The 16,380-nt window shown below is 67.4% G+C and carries 16 protein-coding genes and 4 tRNA genes; 15 read left to right on the top strand and 5 right to left on the bottom strand.

Features of this window, described 5'->3' with window-relative positions:
- Window positions 1–9 precede the first annotated feature (9 nt).
- Window positions 10–909 (top strand): glycosyltransferase family 2 protein, encoded by a 900-nt coding sequence (locus MLP_RS11360; protein ID WP_013863231.1) that lies wholly within the window; start codon window positions 10–12, stop codon window positions 907–909.
- Window positions 910–935: 26 nt separating this feature from the next.
- Here the strand turns inward: MLP_RS11360 and MLP_RS26285 are convergent, their stop codons facing one another.
- Window positions 936–3,332: an Hsp70 family protein gene (locus MLP_RS26285; protein WP_013863230.1), complete on the bottom strand. Its 2,397-nt coding sequence runs from the start codon at window positions 3,330–3,332 to the stop codon at window positions 936–938.
- A complete protein-coding gene (locus tag MLP_RS11350; RefSeq protein ID WP_013863229.1) occupies window positions 3,317–4,498 on the bottom strand; it encodes a Gfo/Idh/MocA family protein in 1,182 nt (393 codons plus the stop codon). The genes MLP_RS26285 and MLP_RS11350 overlap by 16 nt, the downstream gene beginning before the upstream one ends.
- Window positions 4,499–4,787: 289 nt before the next feature.
- On the opposite strand from MLP_RS11350, the gene MLP_RS11345 reads away from it, so the two are divergent.
- A complete protein-coding gene (locus MLP_RS11345; protein WP_156821121.1) occupies window positions 4,788–5,093 on the top strand; it encodes a hypothetical protein in 306 nt (101 codons plus the stop codon).
- Window positions 5,094–5,248: 155 nt separating this feature from the next.
- On the opposite strand, the gene MLP_RS29225 is transcribed toward MLP_RS11345, so the two are convergent.
- Window positions 5,249–5,371, bottom strand: coding sequence for a hypothetical protein (locus MLP_RS29225; protein ID WP_269453386.1), 123 nt, complete (start codon window positions 5,369–5,371; stop codon window positions 5,249–5,251).
- Between the two features lie 65 nt (window positions 5,372–5,436).
- Here MLP_RS29225 and MLP_RS11340 point away from each other — a divergent pair, with 65 nt between their 5' ends.
- Complete coding sequence (locus MLP_RS11340; protein ID WP_013863228.1) at window positions 5,437–6,024, top strand: TetR/AcrR family transcriptional regulator; 588 nt, start codon at window positions 5,437–5,439, stop codon at window positions 6,022–6,024.
- A 43-nt stretch (window positions 6,025–6,067) separates the two neighbouring features.
- On the top strand, window positions 6,068–6,433 hold the full coding sequence (locus MLP_RS11335) for an iron chaperone (protein WP_013863227.1): 366 nt from the start codon (window positions 6,068–6,070) through the stop codon (window positions 6,431–6,433).
- 12 nt (window positions 6,434–6,445) lie between these two features.
- Here the strand turns inward: MLP_RS11335 and MLP_RS11330 are convergent.
- Window positions 6,446–6,520 (bottom strand) — tRNA-Val (locus MLP_RS11330).
- 413 nt (window positions 6,521–6,933) lie between these two features.
- Window positions 6,934–7,806 (bottom strand): aminotransferase class IV, encoded by an 873-nt coding sequence (locus tag MLP_RS11325; protein WP_013863226.1) that lies wholly within the window; start codon window positions 7,804–7,806, stop codon window positions 6,934–6,936.
- A 119-nt stretch (window positions 7,807–7,925) separates the two neighbouring features.
- On the opposite strand from MLP_RS11325, the gene MLP_RS11320 reads away from it, so the two are divergent.
- The 11 genes from MLP_RS11320 to MLP_RS11275 all read left to right on the top strand — a co-directional run bounded on the left by MLP_RS11320 (window position 7,926) and on the right by MLP_RS11275 (window position 16,311).
- Window positions 7,926–7,998: transfer RNA gene (locus MLP_RS11320), tRNA-Gly, on the top strand.
- Window positions 7,999–8,071: 73 nt separating this feature from the next.
- Window positions 8,072–8,142: transfer RNA gene (locus tag MLP_RS11315), tRNA-Cys, on the top strand.
- Window position 8,143: 1 nt separating this feature from the next.
- A tRNA-Val gene (locus tag MLP_RS11310) sits at window positions 8,144–8,218 on the top strand.
- 390 nt (window positions 8,219–8,608) lie between these two features.
- Entirely contained in the window at window positions 8,609–9,691 is a 1,083-nt protein-coding gene (locus tag MLP_RS11305) for a YihY/virulence factor BrkB family protein (RefSeq protein ID WP_013863225.1), read from the top strand.
- A 90-nt stretch (window positions 9,692–9,781) separates the two neighbouring features.
- A complete protein-coding gene (locus MLP_RS27965) occupies window positions 9,782–9,919 on the top strand; it encodes a hypothetical protein (RefSeq protein WP_156821120.1) in 138 nt (45 codons plus the stop codon).
- Window positions 9,920–9,978: 59 nt separating this feature from the next.
- On the top strand, window positions 9,979–11,676 hold the full coding sequence (locus MLP_RS11300) for a nitrite/sulfite reductase (protein ID WP_041789968.1): 1,698 nt from the start codon (window positions 9,979–9,981) through the stop codon (window positions 11,674–11,676).
- Window positions 11,677–11,869: 193 nt separating this feature from the next.
- Window positions 11,870–12,589, top strand: coding sequence for a phosphoadenylyl-sulfate reductase (locus MLP_RS11295; protein WP_013863223.1), 720 nt, complete (start codon window positions 11,870–11,872; stop codon window positions 12,587–12,589).
- Window positions 12,586–13,179 carry an adenylyl-sulfate kinase gene (gene cysC / locus MLP_RS11290; RefSeq protein WP_013863222.1) on the top strand — a complete coding sequence of 198 codons (594 nt, stop codon included), beginning with the start codon at window positions 12,586–12,588 and terminating at the stop codon, window positions 13,177–13,179. Before MLP_RS11295 ends, cysC begins: the two co-directional genes overlap by 4 nt.
- Entirely contained in the window at window positions 13,176–14,087 is a 912-nt protein-coding gene (gene cysD / locus MLP_RS11285; protein ID WP_013863221.1) for a sulfate adenylyltransferase subunit CysD, read from the top strand. The genes cysC and cysD overlap by 4 nt, the downstream gene beginning before the upstream one ends.
- On the top strand, window positions 14,087–15,511 hold the full coding sequence (locus MLP_RS11280) for a sulfate adenylyltransferase subunit 1 (protein WP_013863220.1): 1,425 nt from the start codon (window positions 14,087–14,089) through the stop codon (window positions 15,509–15,511). Before cysD ends, MLP_RS11280 begins: the two co-directional genes overlap by 1 nt.
- Entirely contained in the window at window positions 15,508–16,311 is an 804-nt protein-coding gene (locus MLP_RS11275) for a sirohydrochlorin chelatase (protein ID WP_013863219.1), read from the top strand. Before MLP_RS11280 ends, MLP_RS11275 begins: the two co-directional genes overlap by 4 nt.
- The last annotated feature ends 69 nt before the right edge of the window (window positions 16,312–16,380 follow it).

The raw sequence follows: 16,380 nt of genomic DNA, 5'->3' as shown, positions 1-16,380 counted from the left end.
CGGCACCCGGTGAGTCCTGATACCGGTGGTGATTCCTTCGAGCCACAGCACGAGATCGCCATCGTCATCCTCACTCAAGCCGACCGACCGGCGCAGTTGGCCAGAGCGGTGCGGTCGGTTCGCGATCAACGCCGTGTCCGAACCCAGCTCGTCTTGATCGAGAACGGCGTGTCATCCCCACCCGCCGACCTGGAGCGTCCGTCCGAGCTTGCCGACCTGCTGATCGTGCTGCGGGAGAACGTCGGCATCCCGGCCGGCCGCAACATCGGTGCCGCGAGCACCGACGCCGGGCTGGTGATGTTCCTCGACGATGACGCCGAGCTGCTCGACCCCGGGATGCTGGCGTCGGTCGTTGCCCGTTTCCAGGCCGACCCCCGGCTCGGCGCGATGGCGATCCGCTTGGTCGACGAGTCCGGCCTGACCCAGCGCCGGCACGTGCCACGACTAGGTGCCCGCTCCGCGGCGCGGTCGGGACCAGTCACCTACTTCGTCGGTGGTGCGTGCGTAGTGCGAACTGCCGCCTTTCGGCAGGTCGGTGGCTTCGACGCTCGGTTCTTCTATTCGATGGAGGAGTCCGATCTGGCCTGGCGGTTGCTCGATGCCGGCTGGTCGATCTGGTATTCGGCCGATCTGAGGGCCTTCCATCCTCGGAGCACTCCGGCTCGGCACCTCGACTACGCACGGTTGACCGCGCGCAACCGGTTGTGGATGGCGTGGCGCTCGCTGCCCGTTCCGTTCACGATCGCGTACCTGACCACCTGGACGGCGGCTGCCGTGGCCCGCGGCGCCCCGGCACGCGATGTGCTCGCCGGCTACCGCGATGGGCTCACCGCACTCCCCGCCCGGCGCCCGATGCGCTGGCGCACAGTCGCTCGGATGACCGCCTTGGGTCGGCCGCCGCTGCTCTGATCGCGCGGTGCCCCGCCCTCACGCTGCTAGCGCAATCCCCAGGCAGCGGCGTTCTGCTCTGGGTCGAGGCCCTGCGACCACAGCGCTGCCTTGTTGTCCCCGTCGTTGTCCATGATCCAGACCCGGGTCGCAGCATGATCTGGATGTTTGGGGTCCGGCGCCGTGCTCTTGTAGGCGATCTGACTGCCGGACGGGGAGAAGATCGGGTTCTGCTCATCGGCAGGGTCCTCGGTGAGCCTGGCCAGCTTGGCACTGCCGTCCGTGGTCACCGTGAAGACGTCGAAGTTGCCCCCCGACGTGCCATCGGCGACCCGGCGTCGGAACGCGATGTGCGACGCGTCCGGTGACCAGACAGGATCGGCGTCCTCACCGGCCTGGGTCGACTCCACCAGCAACCTGGGCTTCCCACCGTTCACCTCGACGGTGTAGAGGACGCCGCCATCCAGCTTCGAGTCCGAAGCGGCCCAATAGACCAGCTTTGAACCGTCGGGTGAGTAGGCGGGATCATCCACGCGTACGGTGCCGGACGGGACCGGGACCTTCGCGATCAACTCCCCGTCGAGAGTGAATCGATAGAGCCCGTACTTTCCCTTGGCGTTGACGCAGGGCACCGCGATCTCGCCGCCGGCCTCCAGCGGCACAGCCGGGTTCCAGGCCGGGCGAAACACCGTGTCGGCGCACTGCGAAGGCATCGGATTGAACAGCGCGCGGCCGTCGCCTGGTGAGGCAGCACCCTTCACCAGCAGCGTCCGTTTGCCCTCGTTGTTCAGATTCTGGAGGTAGATCACCGTGCGCCGATCGGGCGACAGGACCGGTCCCCCGTCCACTGCCGGGTCGGTTGTCAGCCGGGCGACCGGGGCCGCCGTCTCGGTGTCCGCGAGCCAGAGATCCCAGTTGTCGTCGACCTTTGCCGGCACGATCAACTGGCTGTCGGTCAACGGCGCAGAGATCGGCAGCCCGGCTGCGTTCACCGTGGCCGACGGGCTGACACTTGCTGATGCAGTGGATGGACCCAGGCTGGTCGAAGGTTGATCGCTGACCACCGGCACGTCTTTCGGACGGTTGAGGAGCGCGACCCCGGCAATGACACCGGCGATCAGGACAGCTGCCACGCCGGCGATGACGATGCCTCGCCGCCGGTTCGCGGCCCGATCGGGCCGCGGAGCTGCTGCTGGATCGACTGGCGCGGGCTTGGGCGTGTCCGGACTCGGCGGGACGGGCGGGGTGGCTGGCGTGGTCGGCTTCGGGATCGGTGCCGGTGTCGTGGGTGCCGGTGCCGTGGATGCGGGTGTCGTCGGCGGGGGCGTCGTCGGCGCGGATGTCGGCGCGACCGACGGGGTCGGCGGCAGCGCTGCCGCCCTGTCCGCGCGGTGTCCGAACTGCACCGCACCGAGAGCGATGTCGTGCTTGGGGTGGGTGTCGAGCGCGGTCGGGATCCCGAAGCGTTGCTGGACCAGCTCGCCGACGAGCGGGATCCGGCTGCTCCCGCCGACCAGCACGATCGCGGAGAGCCGGTCGGGGGTGACGTTCGCCGAGCGCAGCGCGCGCGCCATGGCGTCCATGGTCTCCTCCAGCGCCGGCCGAATCAGACCCTCGAAATCGCTGCGGGTGAACCGCAGGGTGGTGGAGAGTCCAGGCAGCGCGACAGGCAGCACGGCGTCCACGTCCGAGGACAGTGCCTCCTTGCAGTCCACACAGTCGCGGCGAAGGCGATTCAGCCCGAGGGTGGTCTGGGGATCATCGGGGTCGAGCTGCTCGATCCGGGAGCCGAGCAGACCGATGGCGTTCTGAAAGAGCGCCTCGTCGAAGTCGATGCCGCCCAGATGCTCGATTCCCTCGGGGACCCCGACCAACTCGAAGCCGTTGGCGGTCTTGGACAGGACACACGCGTCGAACGTGCCGCCGCCGAGGTCGTACACAGCGATCGTGCTGCCGATGTCCACCTTGTTCTGCGCCGCGTACTGCGCTGCCGCCGCCACCGGCTCGGGGCAGCGAATGACCGGGCCGACGTCGGCTATCGAAGCGACCTGGTCGAGCAGCTCGAGCTTGTAGGGGCCCCAGTTGGCCGGATGGGTGAGCACCACTTCGTTAGGTGCCGACCCCATCCGGTCGCGGGTCGTCAGCCAAACATGCCGCAGCAGGCGGGCGGTCAGACTCTGTGCAGAGTAGGGCGAGCCGGCCACCAGGATCGGGACCGAGTCACCGATTCGACGTTTGAACTCCCTGACCACCCGATCCGGCTCGGCCAGTCCGCGCCGCTCCGCCGATTCGCCACACATGAGCTGTCCGTCGGGCGCCAAGAACAGCACCGACGGAATCTGCAGCGCGCGGTTGCCGAGGCCGACCATCGTCGGGGGCTGACCGTTGGCGACGGCGGCGGCCGTGAACGTCGTGCCCAGGTCGACCCCTACGCGGTAGGACATACAGGTGCTCCCGATCCGGACGAGTGGGTACGAGGCCCGCCGCCGGACACCCGTCGGCTCGATCCTCCCCCATCCTCGGCCGATCCGTCATCACGATTCGGCATCCCAACCGAGCTGCTGGGTGCAAGATCTACCGGCTGCCCGGTCGCCGCGGACTCGATGACCGCATCGACTACGCGCATGGTGTCGAGTCCATCCCGGGCACTGCAGATCGGCTCCGCGTCGCCGCTGATCACGGCCGCGAAGTGGACGATCTGGTTGGCGAGCGGATCGCTGCGGTCTATCTCGATGGTGGAGGTCTCGAGAGGCTCCCACCAGGACGGCTTGCCGGCGAAGACCTTGAGCCGCATCGTCGGCACCGACAGCGACCCGGCCGTGCCGGCGATGTGATAGCAGTCCTCGTCCGGGTAGGTCGAATAGCTGGCATTCTCCCGTGAGGTCTGCTCCCAGGAGCGTGCCGAACCTGCCGCGTCGGACAGCAGGAACGTGCCCAAAGCACCGTTGGCGAAGGTGAACACCATCGCCGCCGTGTCCTCCACCGGAAAGCCGCGTACGGCATTGGACGCTACGGCCTGGACGCGCACGATCCGACCCAGCAGCTGCTGGAGGTTGTTCACCTCGTGGGTGAGATTGAGCAGGATCGGTCCGCCACCCGGCTCCCGACGCCAGCCGCCGCCGACGTCGAAGTAGTCGTCGGGCTTGTAAAACAGCGCGGTACCGGTCACCGCGACGATCCGCCCGAGCACGCCCTCGTTCACGACCTTCTTCGCCGTGGCCATGATCGGGCTGTAGTTGCGGTGATGCCCGGTCAGCACCGGTACGCCCGCCGACTCCCCCGCCTCGACGATCCGAACCGCACCCTCGATCGTGTCCGCCAGCGGCTTCTCCACGATCACCGGCACGCCAGCCGCGATGCACGCCAAAGCGCCCTCGACATGCAGCTGGTTCGGCGTCGCCAGGATGATCCCGTCGGGTTTGTCGCGTTCGAACAGCTCGGCCAAGGTCTGGTGGCAGACGACGCCAAACTTGTCGGCCACTGCCGGTCCAGCCGGTCCGGGATCGACGATCGACGCCAACTCGGCACAGTCGCTGGCGACGATCTCCTCGACGTGCCGGATCCCGATCAGACCAGCACCGACCACGCTGATACGAACACTGGCTGTCATCTGGGAGCGGCTCCTCATCGAGACGGGTGAGAGTCCTGCTATCGCAGCCGCACTGTATCCAACAGCCTTTCGCCAGCCATCGGACCACGGCGCGACATCCGTGAGTTGCCGGCCCCTTAGGCGGGTCCCAGCCTGACGGCCGAGCTTGCGGGATGGCGTCGTCACCTACGACGATCGTTTCGCAGACGCGGCACGGACCAACGGCATCACTGTCTTGACGCCGACCTGAGCGAAGCCAGGCGGACCAAGTCACTCCGACAACGCGGCCACCTTGAGCCGGCCTTTGGGTTTGAGCCAAGCCGAGAAGGGCTGCGAGGAGCAGCACCGCGAGTCCGGCAATGGCATCGACCAACAATTGGGTCTGCAACGACGCCAGTTCAGGCCTCGCGCTGACCGCGTACTCCGCTGCCTGCTGCGCGACGCCTCGATGGAGGAGGAGCGCCACTGTGGCACCGGTGGTGAGTACGAGCTTGATGACCACCCACCAATGCCGAAACAGTCCCCAGGGCGTCGCGAGGGCAACGACCACTCCCGATACGAAGGAGAGTCCCGCCAGCGGGACGATGACGACTGTGAGGAGGATGCTCAGGGCTGAGTAGAGACCGCTGGCGTCCATCGATTCGACGGCGAGGGCTGCCCCGACCGCAGCGACGGCGACGAATCCAACGACCGCTCCGATCCAGCCCACGGACGTTCCTGCATGGATCACGACCAGGCACCGTCGACCTCCTGGCGGGAGCGACGGCATCGTCAGTGCATCCGGTGCATGCCACCACCGCCAAGGTGCATGACGACGAAGACCACCGCACCAACGGCTGCGATCGAGAGCAGGACCACGACCCAGGTAGGCGTCGATCGAAGCCACCGTCTCATGCGATTTATCATGACATAGTGTATTGTTTAGATACAAACTGTCTCATCGCCAGTAGCATGGATCCGTGCCGAAGTTGTGGGAAGCGACCATCGAGGGCCACAAGGACTCCGTGAAGCTAGCGATCGTGCAGGCGACAGCAAAGCTGGTTCACCAGGACGGGTTCACCGGCCTCACGATGTCGGCGATCGCCGAGACAGCTGGGATCAGCCGAGCAACGCTCTACCGGTACGTCAAGGACTCCGCCGAAGCAGTCGAACTCTGGCACGCACACCAGATCGGCGACCACCTGCGTCAACTCCAGGCGGTCGCGGCAGCCACACCCGAGGATGAGCGACTTTCTACTGTCATCGAGCGCTATGCGATCAGTCGACAACACCAACACGGCGACCAAGACCACAGTGCCCTTCATCGGTCGGCAGCAGTGAGCGACGCAAGGGAAACCGTTGCAGCACTCCTGCACGAGTTGATCATCGCGGACTCGGAGGCTGGTGCAATCCGCACCGACGTGCCCGTCGACGAACTGGTGCAGTACGCGATGGCGTCATTAGAGGCGGCAGCGTACCTACCGGATCGCGATGCAGCGTTGCGCCTGGCGCACCTCGTGGAGCAGTCCCTACGACCCCGGAACCCAATCGGCACAATGGAGGTCTGAGGTCCTCATCAGTACCACCGACGCTGGAGTTGGAGACACGACCATGACAGCGATATCTGATCACGACGCCTACATCGCTGCTGCGCCGGAATCCTTCCGTGCGACGCTGGCGCGGCTGCGCGAGTTGCTAGCCCAAGCTCTGCCGCAGGCCGACGAGGTCGTGATGTACAACATGCCGGGATTCAAGATCGGCGGCTTGGTGGTCGCGAGCTATGCGGCGTTCAGCAAGCAGTGCGGGGTGTACTTCCTTCCGAGCGCCATCTCCCAGCACAGTGAGGAAATCGCCGCCGCCGGCTTCAAGGCCACGAAGACCGGGATCACGTTTACCCCGCGCAAACCCCTACCGGACGACCTCGTCCGACGCCTAGCGCGGACGGCATGTGCCGCGGCTCTGACCTCGCAGGTCTGAACACTCAATCCATGGTGGGCGATACTGGGTTCGAACCAGTGACCTCTTCGGTGTGAACGAAGCGCGCTACCACTGCGCCAATCGCCCCCTGCCCTGTCGGGCGACGCCAACCATATCCCATCGCAGGCGCTGTCCCCACATTCTGACCATGCAGAGGGTGAGACATCGATGTGGATCATCGACTGGTGCGCTGTGGTGGCTTCACGTCAATCGAAGCCACCCTGGGGCACCAGTGAGTGAGCACTCACTCCGGCATCTGCCGGCCGGACGGCCCGCTGCCGACTCGCCGATCAACCGCGGCTAGCAGGCGCCCGAAGTCGGCCGGGGTCGGCAGCCAGGTGAGCAGGTGGGTGACGTTGCGCAGCGCGTACCCGCACCGCTCGGCCGCGTCGGCGAGCGTCGCTGCCGGGTCTCATCCCGCAGACCGGCCAGCAGGTCCTTCGCCGACGGCGCAGGCGGTCGATCAAGGACGCGGGCCTGGGCCCGCATCAAGGTCCTGGTCAGGGGTCGACGAGTTCGGCGCTCCTGGCCAGGAAGTGGGCTGCGATCTCGGTGGTCTTCGGCCCGGGTGCGGCGTGGTCGATGCCGTCCCAGCGCGAGATCGCCTGCACATCACGCAGCGACGAGGTGAGGAACACCTCGTCCGCTTCGGCGGCCTCGGCGAGGGTGAAGTCGTCTTCCACCACATCGCACCACTCGACCACCAGTTCGCGGGTGATGCCCGCCAGGCAGCCCGCCGCCAGTGGCGGGGTGACAACCCGGCTACCGAACACGCAGAAGACGTTGGTCCCGGTCCCCTCGCAGACGTCGCCCGTCGTGTTCAGGAAGATCGTCTCGGCGGCGCCCCGGGAGCGCGCGTACGCCAGCCCACGGACGTTCTCGGCGTACGAGGTCGATTTGACCCCGGTCAGGGCCCCGTTCTCGTTCCGTCGCCAGGGAGCCGTGACGACGGTGCCGATCGCTGGTGCCGGATCCATGGGCTCGGCGATCACCACCAGGTTGGGCGGGCCGTACGCGGCCTGGGATCCGAGCGGCCCCGGACCGCCGGTGTAGGTGATCCGAACCTTCCCGAACTGCCAGTCCTGGCCGGCGCAGACCGCGTCGATCGCACCGCGGACGACGGCGTGATCGGGAGGCGGCAGTTCCAGCGATTTCGCAGACCGAGAGAGTCGCTCGAGGTGACGCTGCACGGCAAACGGGCCCGCCGCCGTGATCTTGAGCGCTTCGAAGGCGCCGTCGCCGACAACGAGGCCGTGGTCGGTGACCGGCACCGCAGGCGTCTCGCCATCCCCGTAGAGTCGGCCGTTCAGCCAGATCGTGCGGGCGGGTCTGATCAGCGTCGGGCGGGTCTCGGGGGTCGTCGGCGCGCTCATAGCGAGAGCCTAGACCGGGCCCCAACACGCACCGCCGAGACGGTTTGGCTTCCGGCGCGTACTCGGCTATTGTTCCTGACCGCGCCACGGACCGGATTCACTCCGGAAAGCAGCGCAACGCGGACGTGGCTCAGTTGGTAGAGCATCACCTTGCCAAGGTGAGGGTCGCGGGTTCGAATCCCGTCGTCCGCTCGGAGCGAGTCTCGCCCATCCCTTCGGGAGAGCAGTGTTCTCCAGTCCATCAAGGGGGAAGCGAACTCCTCAGGGTGGAGTGGCCGAGAGGCGAGGCAACGGACTGCAAATCCGTGTACACGGGTTCAAATCCCGTCTCCACCTCGGGCGATTGGCGCAGCGGTAGCGCGCTTCCCTGACACGGAAGAGGTCACTGGTTCGAACCCAGTATCGCCCACCAACAAGAACGCCTGGCTCTTGCGCCCTCGATGGGATCGTCGAGAAGGAGCAGTCGCCGCCGACAAGGCGCAGATGCAGGCGAAACCTGCGATTTCGGGTGTGCCTGCTCCTTTTCGATGACGTCCTCTCCTTCTAGATGACTTCCTCTCCTTCTCGATGACCAGGTGCGGAGCGATGGGGCCCTCAAGGTCGAGGGGTGGCGCGGCAGCCCACCTGAAGCTGCCCTGACACTTCCTTCACGTGGCCGGCTGACCCGGGAAGCCAACCCTGATCAGAGACGATGCCGTGCAGCGCCGCCCAGACCGCGAAAGCCGTCGACTGACGGAAACGCGGCGACTCTGCGCGGACCTTGTTCCCCTGTCGCAGGGACCTTCTCCCCTAGGCTTGACGGGTGGCTGGCTGGGAGGACGTGAGGGGGGTTGCGGCGCGCGTACGCCAACGCATCCCGCGGCCAGTCCGCTTTCGTCTCGGCCAGATCTGGGAGGTCATCAGCCGCACGGTCGGCATCTGCTTTCGCTACCGGGTCACCGGGCTGGCGGCCGAGGCCGCCTTCTTCGCCGTCCTGTCCCTCCCGCCCCTGATCTTCGCCCTGATGGGTGCCGTCGGCTATGTCGCCCAACGGTATGAAGGTGCGACCGTCGATGACTTCCGCGACGAGGTCCTGGAGATGAGCAGCCGGGCCCTCACCCCGGACGCGGTCGACACCTTGATCAAACCCACCCTCGACGACGTCTTGTCCGGCGGTCGATTCGACATCATCTCGATCGGCTTCGTACTGGCAGTCTGGTCCGGCTCGCGGGCCCTCAACGTGCTCGTCGACACGATCACGATCATGTACGGCCTCGCCGGCCTGCGGAACATCGTCAAGACCAGGCTGCTGTCCTTCGCGCTGTACGCCTTCTTCCTGGTGATCGGCGCGATCGTGCTGCCACTCGTGCTGGCCGGGCCGACCCTGGTCGACCACCTGCTGCCGACCCGACTGGAGTTCCTCAACAACCTCTACTGGCCGATCGTGCTGGTCGGCACCGCCTGCGTACTCGCCGGCCTGTTCCACCTCTCCGTCCCGGTGCGCACTCGCTGGATATCGGAGATGCCGGGCGCCGGCCTCACCCTGGCCATCTGGCTCGGCGGCAACTGGGTGCTCCGAGCTGTGTTGATCGCCTCGGCCGGCTCGACCACGATCTACGGCCCCTTGGCCGCACCGATCGCCTTCCTGGTGTGGACCTTCGTGACTGCCATGGCCGTGCTGATCGGAGCCGCCTGCAACGCCGCCATTGATTTCGTCTGGCCCCGGCTCTCCGGCATCGACCATCGACGCACCTATAAGGCCACGACCGTGCCAGCCAGCTCGCCGCGCCTTCGTGAGGCACTGGACGCCGAGACCGCCGAGAGCCTGATTCCCATCCTCCCCGAGCAGCCGACGGGACAGCCCAAGGACCCAGCCAGCCGACGGCTTCAGCCCCCATCGACCTGACCACCGACGTCAATATCACATTGTGAACAGCATTCTCATATGTCGAGATTTCAAGTTGCTTTCGCTCGTCCGGTGACAAAGGCTGTCGGTATGCGTCCCGCTCCCCTGCCCTGCTGCTGCTCGCACCATGCGTTCAGCACCGGCATGTGGGCGGCGGAGCTGACTGTGCGTCGCTTCGTCGACCTCGCGCGGACCAAGTCGATGATGTGTCACGCGCTCGCGCGCTGACAACCGCCGACCATCGCCGTCACCCCCCAAAGGCGGCCAACTCCGCGACTGAGGATCCGATGACCCAGACCCCCACAGCACCCCCTGCCCGCAAACCTGCCGCACGCGCCGCTCGCAAGCCGCGCGGCGAAGGCCAGTGGGCGCTCGGTTACCGCGAGCCGCTCAACCCGAACGAGCAGTCCAAGAAGGACGACAACCCGCTCAACGTCCGCGCCCGGATCGAGAACATCTACGCCCACCGCGGCTTCGCCAGCATCGATCCCGGTGATCTGCGCGGCCGATTCCGCTGGTACGGGCTCTACACCCAGCGCAAGCCCGGCATCGACGGCGGCAAGACCGCCACCCTCGAGCCGCACGAGCTGGACGACGAGTACTTCATGCTCCGGGTCCGGATCGACGGCGGCGCCCTGACCACCGAGCAGCTGCACGTGATCGGCCAGATCAGCGTCGAGTTCGCTCGCAACACCGCCGACATCACCGACCGGCAGAACATCCAGCTGCACTGGATCCGCGTCGAGGACGTGCCGGAGATCTGGCGCCGGCTCGAGGCGGTCGGTCTTTCCACGACCGAGGCCTGCGGCGACTGTCCGCGGGTGATCCTGGGCTCGCCGGTGGCCGGCATCGCCGCCGACGAGATCATCGACCCGACCAACGCGATCAGGGCCATCGTCGACCGCTACATCGGCGATCCGCAGTTCTCCAACCTGCCCCGCAAGTTCAAGACCGCAATCACCGGCCATCCCCTGCAGGACGTGGTGCCGGAGATCAACGATGTCGCTTTCGTCGGCGTCGTGCACCCAGAGCTGGGACCGGGCTTCGACCTGTGGGTCGGCGGCGGCCTGTCGACCAACCCGATGCTCGCGCAGCGACTCGGCACCTGGGTGGCCGAGGAGGACGTCGCCGAGGTGTGGGCCGGAGTGTGCGCGATCTTCCGCGACTACGGCTATCGCCGGCTGCGCAGCCGCGCACGGATCAAGTTCCTGATCGCGGACTGGGGCCCCGAGAAGTTCCGCGAGGTGCTGGAGACGAAGTACCTGCAGCGCAAGCTGCCCGACGGTCCGGCACCCGAGACGCCGGCGCGGCCGGGCGACCACGTCGGTGTCAACCTGCAGAAGGACGGCAACTACTTCATCGGCCTGTCACCCATCGCCGGCCGGACGGGCGGTCAGGCGCTGATCGACCTGGCCGAGCTGGCCGAGGCGCACGGTTCGTTCCGGCTGCGCGCGACTCCGATGCAGAAGATCCTGGTCCTCGACGTGGCCAAGGAACGGGTCGACTCGCTCGTCGCCGGAGCCGAGCAGCTCGGTCTCTCGGCTCGACCCCGTGCCTGGCGACGGTCGGTGATGGCCTGCACCGGCATCGAGTTCTGCAAGCTCGCCATCGTGGAGACCAAGGCGCAGGCGGCCCGCGTGGTCAACGAGCTCGAGCAACGGCTCGGCGAGCTGGACACCCCGATCACCGTCAACCTCAACGGCTGCCCGAACTCGTGCGCACGCATCCAGGTCGCCGATATCGGCCTGAAGGGACAGTTGGTGCCCGGTCCGAATGGCGACCAGGTCGAGGGCTACCAGGTGCACCTCGGCGGCGGACTCGGCCTCGACGCCGGCTTCGGCCGCAAGCTCCGCGGGCACAAGGTGACCGCGGACGAGTTGCCGGACTACGTCGAGCGAGTCGCCAAGAACTTCCTCGCCGAGCGCAACGATGGCGAGCGGTTTGCCCAGTGGGTTGTGAGGGCCGATGAGTCAGCACTCGCATGAGCGGCTCGACGCCCGCGCCCGCTGCCGGGTCGGGACACGCGAACCGGCAGGCGGTGATGTATTGCCCCTACTGCGCGGAAGAGACGCTGTTTCCGCTGGAGGACCACGGCTGGGAATGCCGGAGCTGCCAGCGCGCGTTCAGCGTGAGGTTCCTCGGGCTGAGACCGGCACGGGGCCAGGGAAAGCCGCAACCATGACCGCTCTCGATCTCGGGCACCGCGCCCCACAGCCAAGCGATGACCTTCGCGGGCTCGCCCGGCGTGCGAACGAGGAACTGGCCGGGGCCAGTGCCCTCGACATCCTCAGCTGGGCGTACGCGACGTTCGGTGCCGGTCTGGCCGTGACGTCATCCCTGGCCGACACGGTGATGGTGCACCTGGCCGAGCGCGTGGCGCCAGGCATCGACGTGCTGTTCCTCGACACCGGCTATCACTTCGCCGAGACGATCGGGACCCGGGACGCGGTCGCCGCGATCCATAACGTCAACCTGATCTCGCTGACCCCCGCGCAGAGTGTGGCCGAGCAGGACGCCACCTGGGGCAAGGACCTGTTCGCCAGCGATCCCGACCAGTGCTGCGCGCTGCGCAAGACCGCTCCGCTCGATGCGGCACTGGCCGGCTACACGGCCTGGGCAAGCGGCGTCCGGCGGGCCGACTCCGCAGCGCGGGCCAACACCCCGCTGGTCGAGTGGGACATGCGCCGCAAGATCGTGAAGGTCTTCCCGATCGCGGCCTGGTCCGACGACGAGGTCGCCGACTACATCGAGGCCAACTCCTTGCTGGTCAATCCCCTGTTCGAAGATGGCTACACCTCGATCGGCTGCGCGCCCTGCACCACTCGAGCTTCAGCCGATGATCCGCGCGCGGGCCGCTGGGCGGGCCTGGCCAAGACAGAATGTGGAATCCACCGATGAACGCTGACCTCACCACTCCAGGCACCGCCCGGGGCGCGACCCTCTGGTTCACCGGGCTGCCGTCCGCAGGCAAGTCGACGATCGCCCATGCACTCGCGGACCGCCTCCTGCTCGACGGCTACCGCGTCCAGGTGCTCGACGGCGACGCCGTCCGGCCTTACCTTTCCGCAGGACTGGGCTACAGCCGCGCCGACCGCGACGTCAATGTGAAGCGGATCGGCTGGGTCGCCCGGCTGCTGGCCAGCCACGGCGTGATCGTGCTGGTGCCAGTCATCGCCCCGTACGCCGCCGCTCGTGCCGCGGTCCGGGAGGATCATGCCGAGGCCGGCGTACCGTTCGGCGAGGTGTTCGTCGCCACCTCCTTGGCGGTCGCCGAGAGCCGGGATGTCAAAGGCCTCTACGCCAGGGCCCGGGCCGGCGAGATCTCCGGCATGACCGGGGTCGACGACCCGTACGAGCAACCCACATCCGCGGAGTTGAGCATCGACACAGCCGCCGTACCACTGGAGCAGTCGGTCGAACAGGCCTATGCCCTGGTCACCGACCTCATCGAACCGAAGGCCGCAGACCTGGTGGGGTCGGACGCATGATGACCCAAGCGATCCGACCGCTCACCGAGCTGCAGGCTCTGGAATCGGAGTCCATCCACATCTTCCGTGAGGTGGCGGCCACCTTCGCCAAGCCGGTGATGCTGTTCTCCGGTGGCAAGGACTCCGTCGTCATGCTGCACCTGGCCGCCAAGGCGTTCTGGCCGGCACCGATCCCCTTCGGGCTGCTGCACGTCGACACCGGCCACAACTTCGCCGAGGTGCTGACCTTCCGCGACTGGGCGGCCGAGTTCTACGGTGCCCACCTGGCCGTGGCCAAGGTCCAGGACTACATCGACGACGGCAGACTGCGGGAGCGGCCCGACGGGCAGCGCAATCCGCTGCAGATCGTGCCACTGCTGGAAGCCATCCAGGATGGCCGCCACGATGCCGTCTTCGGCGGTGCCCGGCGGGACGAGGAGCGCGCCCGGGCCAAGGAGCGCGTGTTCAGCATGCGCGACGAGTTCGGCCAGTGGGACCCGCGCAACCAGAGGCCGGAGCTGTGGTCGCTCTACAACGGCCGCCATCTGCCGGGCGAGCATGTCCGGGTCTTCCCGCTGTCGAACTGGACCGAACTGGACGTCTGGGACTACATCGAGGCCGAGAAGATCGAGTTGCCGACCATCTACTACGCCCACGAGCGTGAGGTCGTCCAGCGCGACGGCATGTGGATGGCGGTGACCGAGGTGACTCCCGCCCGGGACGGCGACGTGGTCGAGCGGCGTTCGGTTCGCTACCGAACGGTCGGCGACATGTCCTGCACCGCTGCGGTGCTGTCGGTCGCCACCACGGTGGCCGACGTGATCACCGAGGTCGGCGTGAGCACACTGACCGAGCGTGGCGCCACCCGAGCCGACGACCGGCTGACCGAGGCCGCGATGGAGGACCGGAAGCGAGAGGGGTACTTCTGATGGCAGCGCGTACCGGCACGGCCACCAAGACCGGGGGCCGCACGATCCTGCGGCTCGCCACCGCGGGCTCCGTGGACGACGGCAAGTCGACCCTGGTCGGCCGGCTCCTCTATGACACGAACTCGGTGCTCGCCGACACCCTCGATCACGTCGAGCAGGTCAGCAAGCGCAAGGGGCTCGCCAGCGCCGATCTGGCTCTGCTGACCGACGGTCTGCGGGCCGAGCGCGAGCAGGGCATCACGATCGACGTCGCGTACCGCTATTTCGCGACGCCGGCCCGCAAGTTCATCCTGGCCGACTGCCCTGGGCACGTGCAGTACACCCGGAACACGGTCACCGGCTCCTCCACCGCGGATGTGATCGTGCTGCTGGTCGATGCCCGCAAGGGTGTGGTCGAGCAGACTCGCCGACACCTTGCCGTAGCCTCGCTGCTGCGGGTCCCACACGTGGTGCTGGCCGTCAACAAGATCGACCTGGTCGACTATTCGCAGGACCGGTTCACCGAGATCGCGACCGAGTTCGCCCTGCTGGCCCGCAGCCTGAATGTGTTCGACATCCACTGCATCCCGGTGTCGGCGACCGAGGGTGACAACGTCGCGATCCGCTCGGACAGGATGTCCTGGTACGACGGCCCGACCGTCCTCGGCTATCTGGAGAGCGTCGACATCACCCCGTTGGCCACCTTCGCCGACTTCCGGTTCCCGGTCCAGCAGGTGATCCGACCACAGACCGCCGGGCTCGCTCCGTGGGCCGCTCAGACCCCGAGCTTGACCGCCGACTACCGCGGATACGCCGGACAGATCGCCTCCGGCACCGTACGCGTCGGCGACGAGATCATCGTCCTACCACGCGGCTCGCACACCACGGTCGAGGCCATCGACACCGCCGACGGTCCCCTCGACCTGGCGGTCGCCGGCCAATCGGTGATCCTGCGGCTCGCGGCTGACATCGACATCTCCCGGGGGGACCTGATCGTCGGTCCGGACACCCCGCCGGTGCCGCTGAAGGAAATCACCGCGACCGTGTCCTGGTTGACCGATCGGGAGCTGGCGGTCGGGGCCCGGGTGCTGATCCAGCACGGCACCAGCATCACGAAGGGGCTGATTCGGGCCATCGAGGCTAAACTCGACCTCGGCGGCGACGGTGAGCACCCCGTGTGGACCGACACCGACGTCCTGACGCTCAACGACATCGCACGGCTTCGGATAGCACTGGCCAGTCCGCTGCCGATCGACGCCTACAAGGAGCATCGGGGCACGGGAGCCTTCATCATCGTCGATGCGCAGGATGGCTGGACGCTGGGCGCCGGGATGGCCGGCCCACCCGCGTTCTCCGTCGCGCACCGACCGGCGCCAGACGAGTTCGACGACTTCGACGACCCAGATCTCCTGAACGACACAGACGAGAACGCAGGTAAGGAATGACCGCCCCCTCATTGATTCTGGTCGGCTATGGCAGCGACGACCCACGGGTCGCGCAGGTCAGCCATGACATCCGGGCGGGGGTGCTGGCGGTCCGTCCCGAGCTGGACGTGCACGTCGCCTTCGTCAGTGAGGGCAGTCCGAGCGGGCTGCAGGTCACCGCGAAGCTGGCCAAGCGCGGCGTCGAGGAAGCCGTCATCGTGCCCCTGCTGCTGTCGGACGCCTTCCACGCACACGCGGAGTTCCCCAGTCTGCTCGCCCAGATCGGTGCCGCGGGTGGCATCAAGGTCGCGGCTTCCCGACCGGTGGGGCCGGAGGCTCAGCTGCTGTCGGTCGTGGATCGCCGACTGCGGGACGCCCTGCGGGCCCGGCGGGCCAGTGAGCTGGACGGTCTGGTGTTCGCCGCCATGGGCAGCACCGACGTACGCAGCAACGCCATCATCACCCGGCGGGCCCGCCAGTGGGCGACCCATCACCGGCTGCCCTGCCTGACCGCGTTCGGTGCGGTGTCCGGGCCGTCGGCCGCCGAGGCGGTCCGTACCCTGCGCAGCCAGGGCCGTCGCCACGTCGCGGTGGGCAGCTGGTTCCTGTCCGCCACGCCGCTGTTCGTCCGCGAGGCCACCAGTGCTCTGGCGGCCGGCGCGGTGGCGGTCTCCGATCCGCTCGGCGCCGGACCCGAGATCGCCGAGGTCGTGCTCAGCCGCTATGTGGTCGCGGCCATGGAACTGGTCGATCTGGAACCCGAAGAGGGTGCCGAGACCGAGGAAGCCCCAGTCCGGCACCTCAGCGTGGTGTCTGCCTGATTCAATGGTCGTGCTCGCTGGGACCGCCCTTCGAGCCCGGCTACTTCGTCGTCGTGAGGAGAGGAAAGA

It is taken from the genome of Microlunatus phosphovorus NM-1 (assembly GCF_000270245.1).
Classification (GTDB): Bacteria; Actinomycetota; Actinomycetes; order Propionibacteriales; family Propionibacteriaceae; genus Microlunatus; species Microlunatus phosphovorus.
Note: the sequence above shows the minus strand (reverse complement) of the source record. Positions and strands in the feature narration are given on the sequence as shown.

Coding starts and splice junctions, on each gene's coding strand:
- MLP_RS26285 (WP_013863230.1), bottom strand. CDS start 3,332: ATGTCCTACCGCGTAGGGGTCGACCTGGGCACGACGTTCACGGCCGCC.
- MLP_RS11350 (WP_013863229.1), bottom strand. CDS start 4,498: ATGACAGCCAGTGTTCGTATCAGCGTGGTCGGTGCTGGTCTGATCGGG.
- MLP_RS29225 (WP_269453386.1), bottom strand. CDS start 5,371: ATGAGACGGTGGCTTCGATCGACGCCTACCTGGGTCGTGGTCCTGCTC.
- MLP_RS11335 (WP_013863227.1), top strand. CDS start 6,068: ATGACAGCGATATCTGATCACGACGCCTACATCGCTGCTGCGCCGGAA.
- MLP_RS11325 (WP_013863226.1), bottom strand. CDS start 7,806: ATGAGCGCGCCGACGACCCCCGAGACCCGCCCGACGCTGATCAGACCC.
- MLP_RS27965 (WP_156821120.1), top strand. CDS start 9,782: ATGCGTCCCGCTCCCCTGCCCTGCTGCTGCTCGCACCATGCGTTCAGC.
- MLP_RS11300 (WP_041789968.1), top strand. CDS start 9,979: ATGACCCAGACCCCCACAGCACCCCCTGCCCGCAAACCTGCCGCACGC.
- MLP_RS11295 (WP_013863223.1), top strand. CDS start 11,870: ATGACCGCTCTCGATCTCGGGCACCGCGCCCCACAGCCAAGCGATGAC.
- cysC (WP_013863222.1), top strand. CDS start 12,586: ATGAACGCTGACCTCACCACTCCAGGCACCGCCCGGGGCGCGACCCTC.
- cysD (WP_013863221.1), top strand. CDS start 13,176: ATGATGACCCAAGCGATCCGACCGCTCACCGAGCTGCAGGCTCTGGAA.
- MLP_RS11280 (WP_013863220.1), top strand. CDS start 14,087: ATGGCAGCGCGTACCGGCACGGCCACCAAGACCGGGGGCCGCACGATC.
- MLP_RS11275 (WP_013863219.1), top strand. CDS start 15,508: ATGACCGCCCCCTCATTGATTCTGGTCGGCTATGGCAGCGACGACCCA.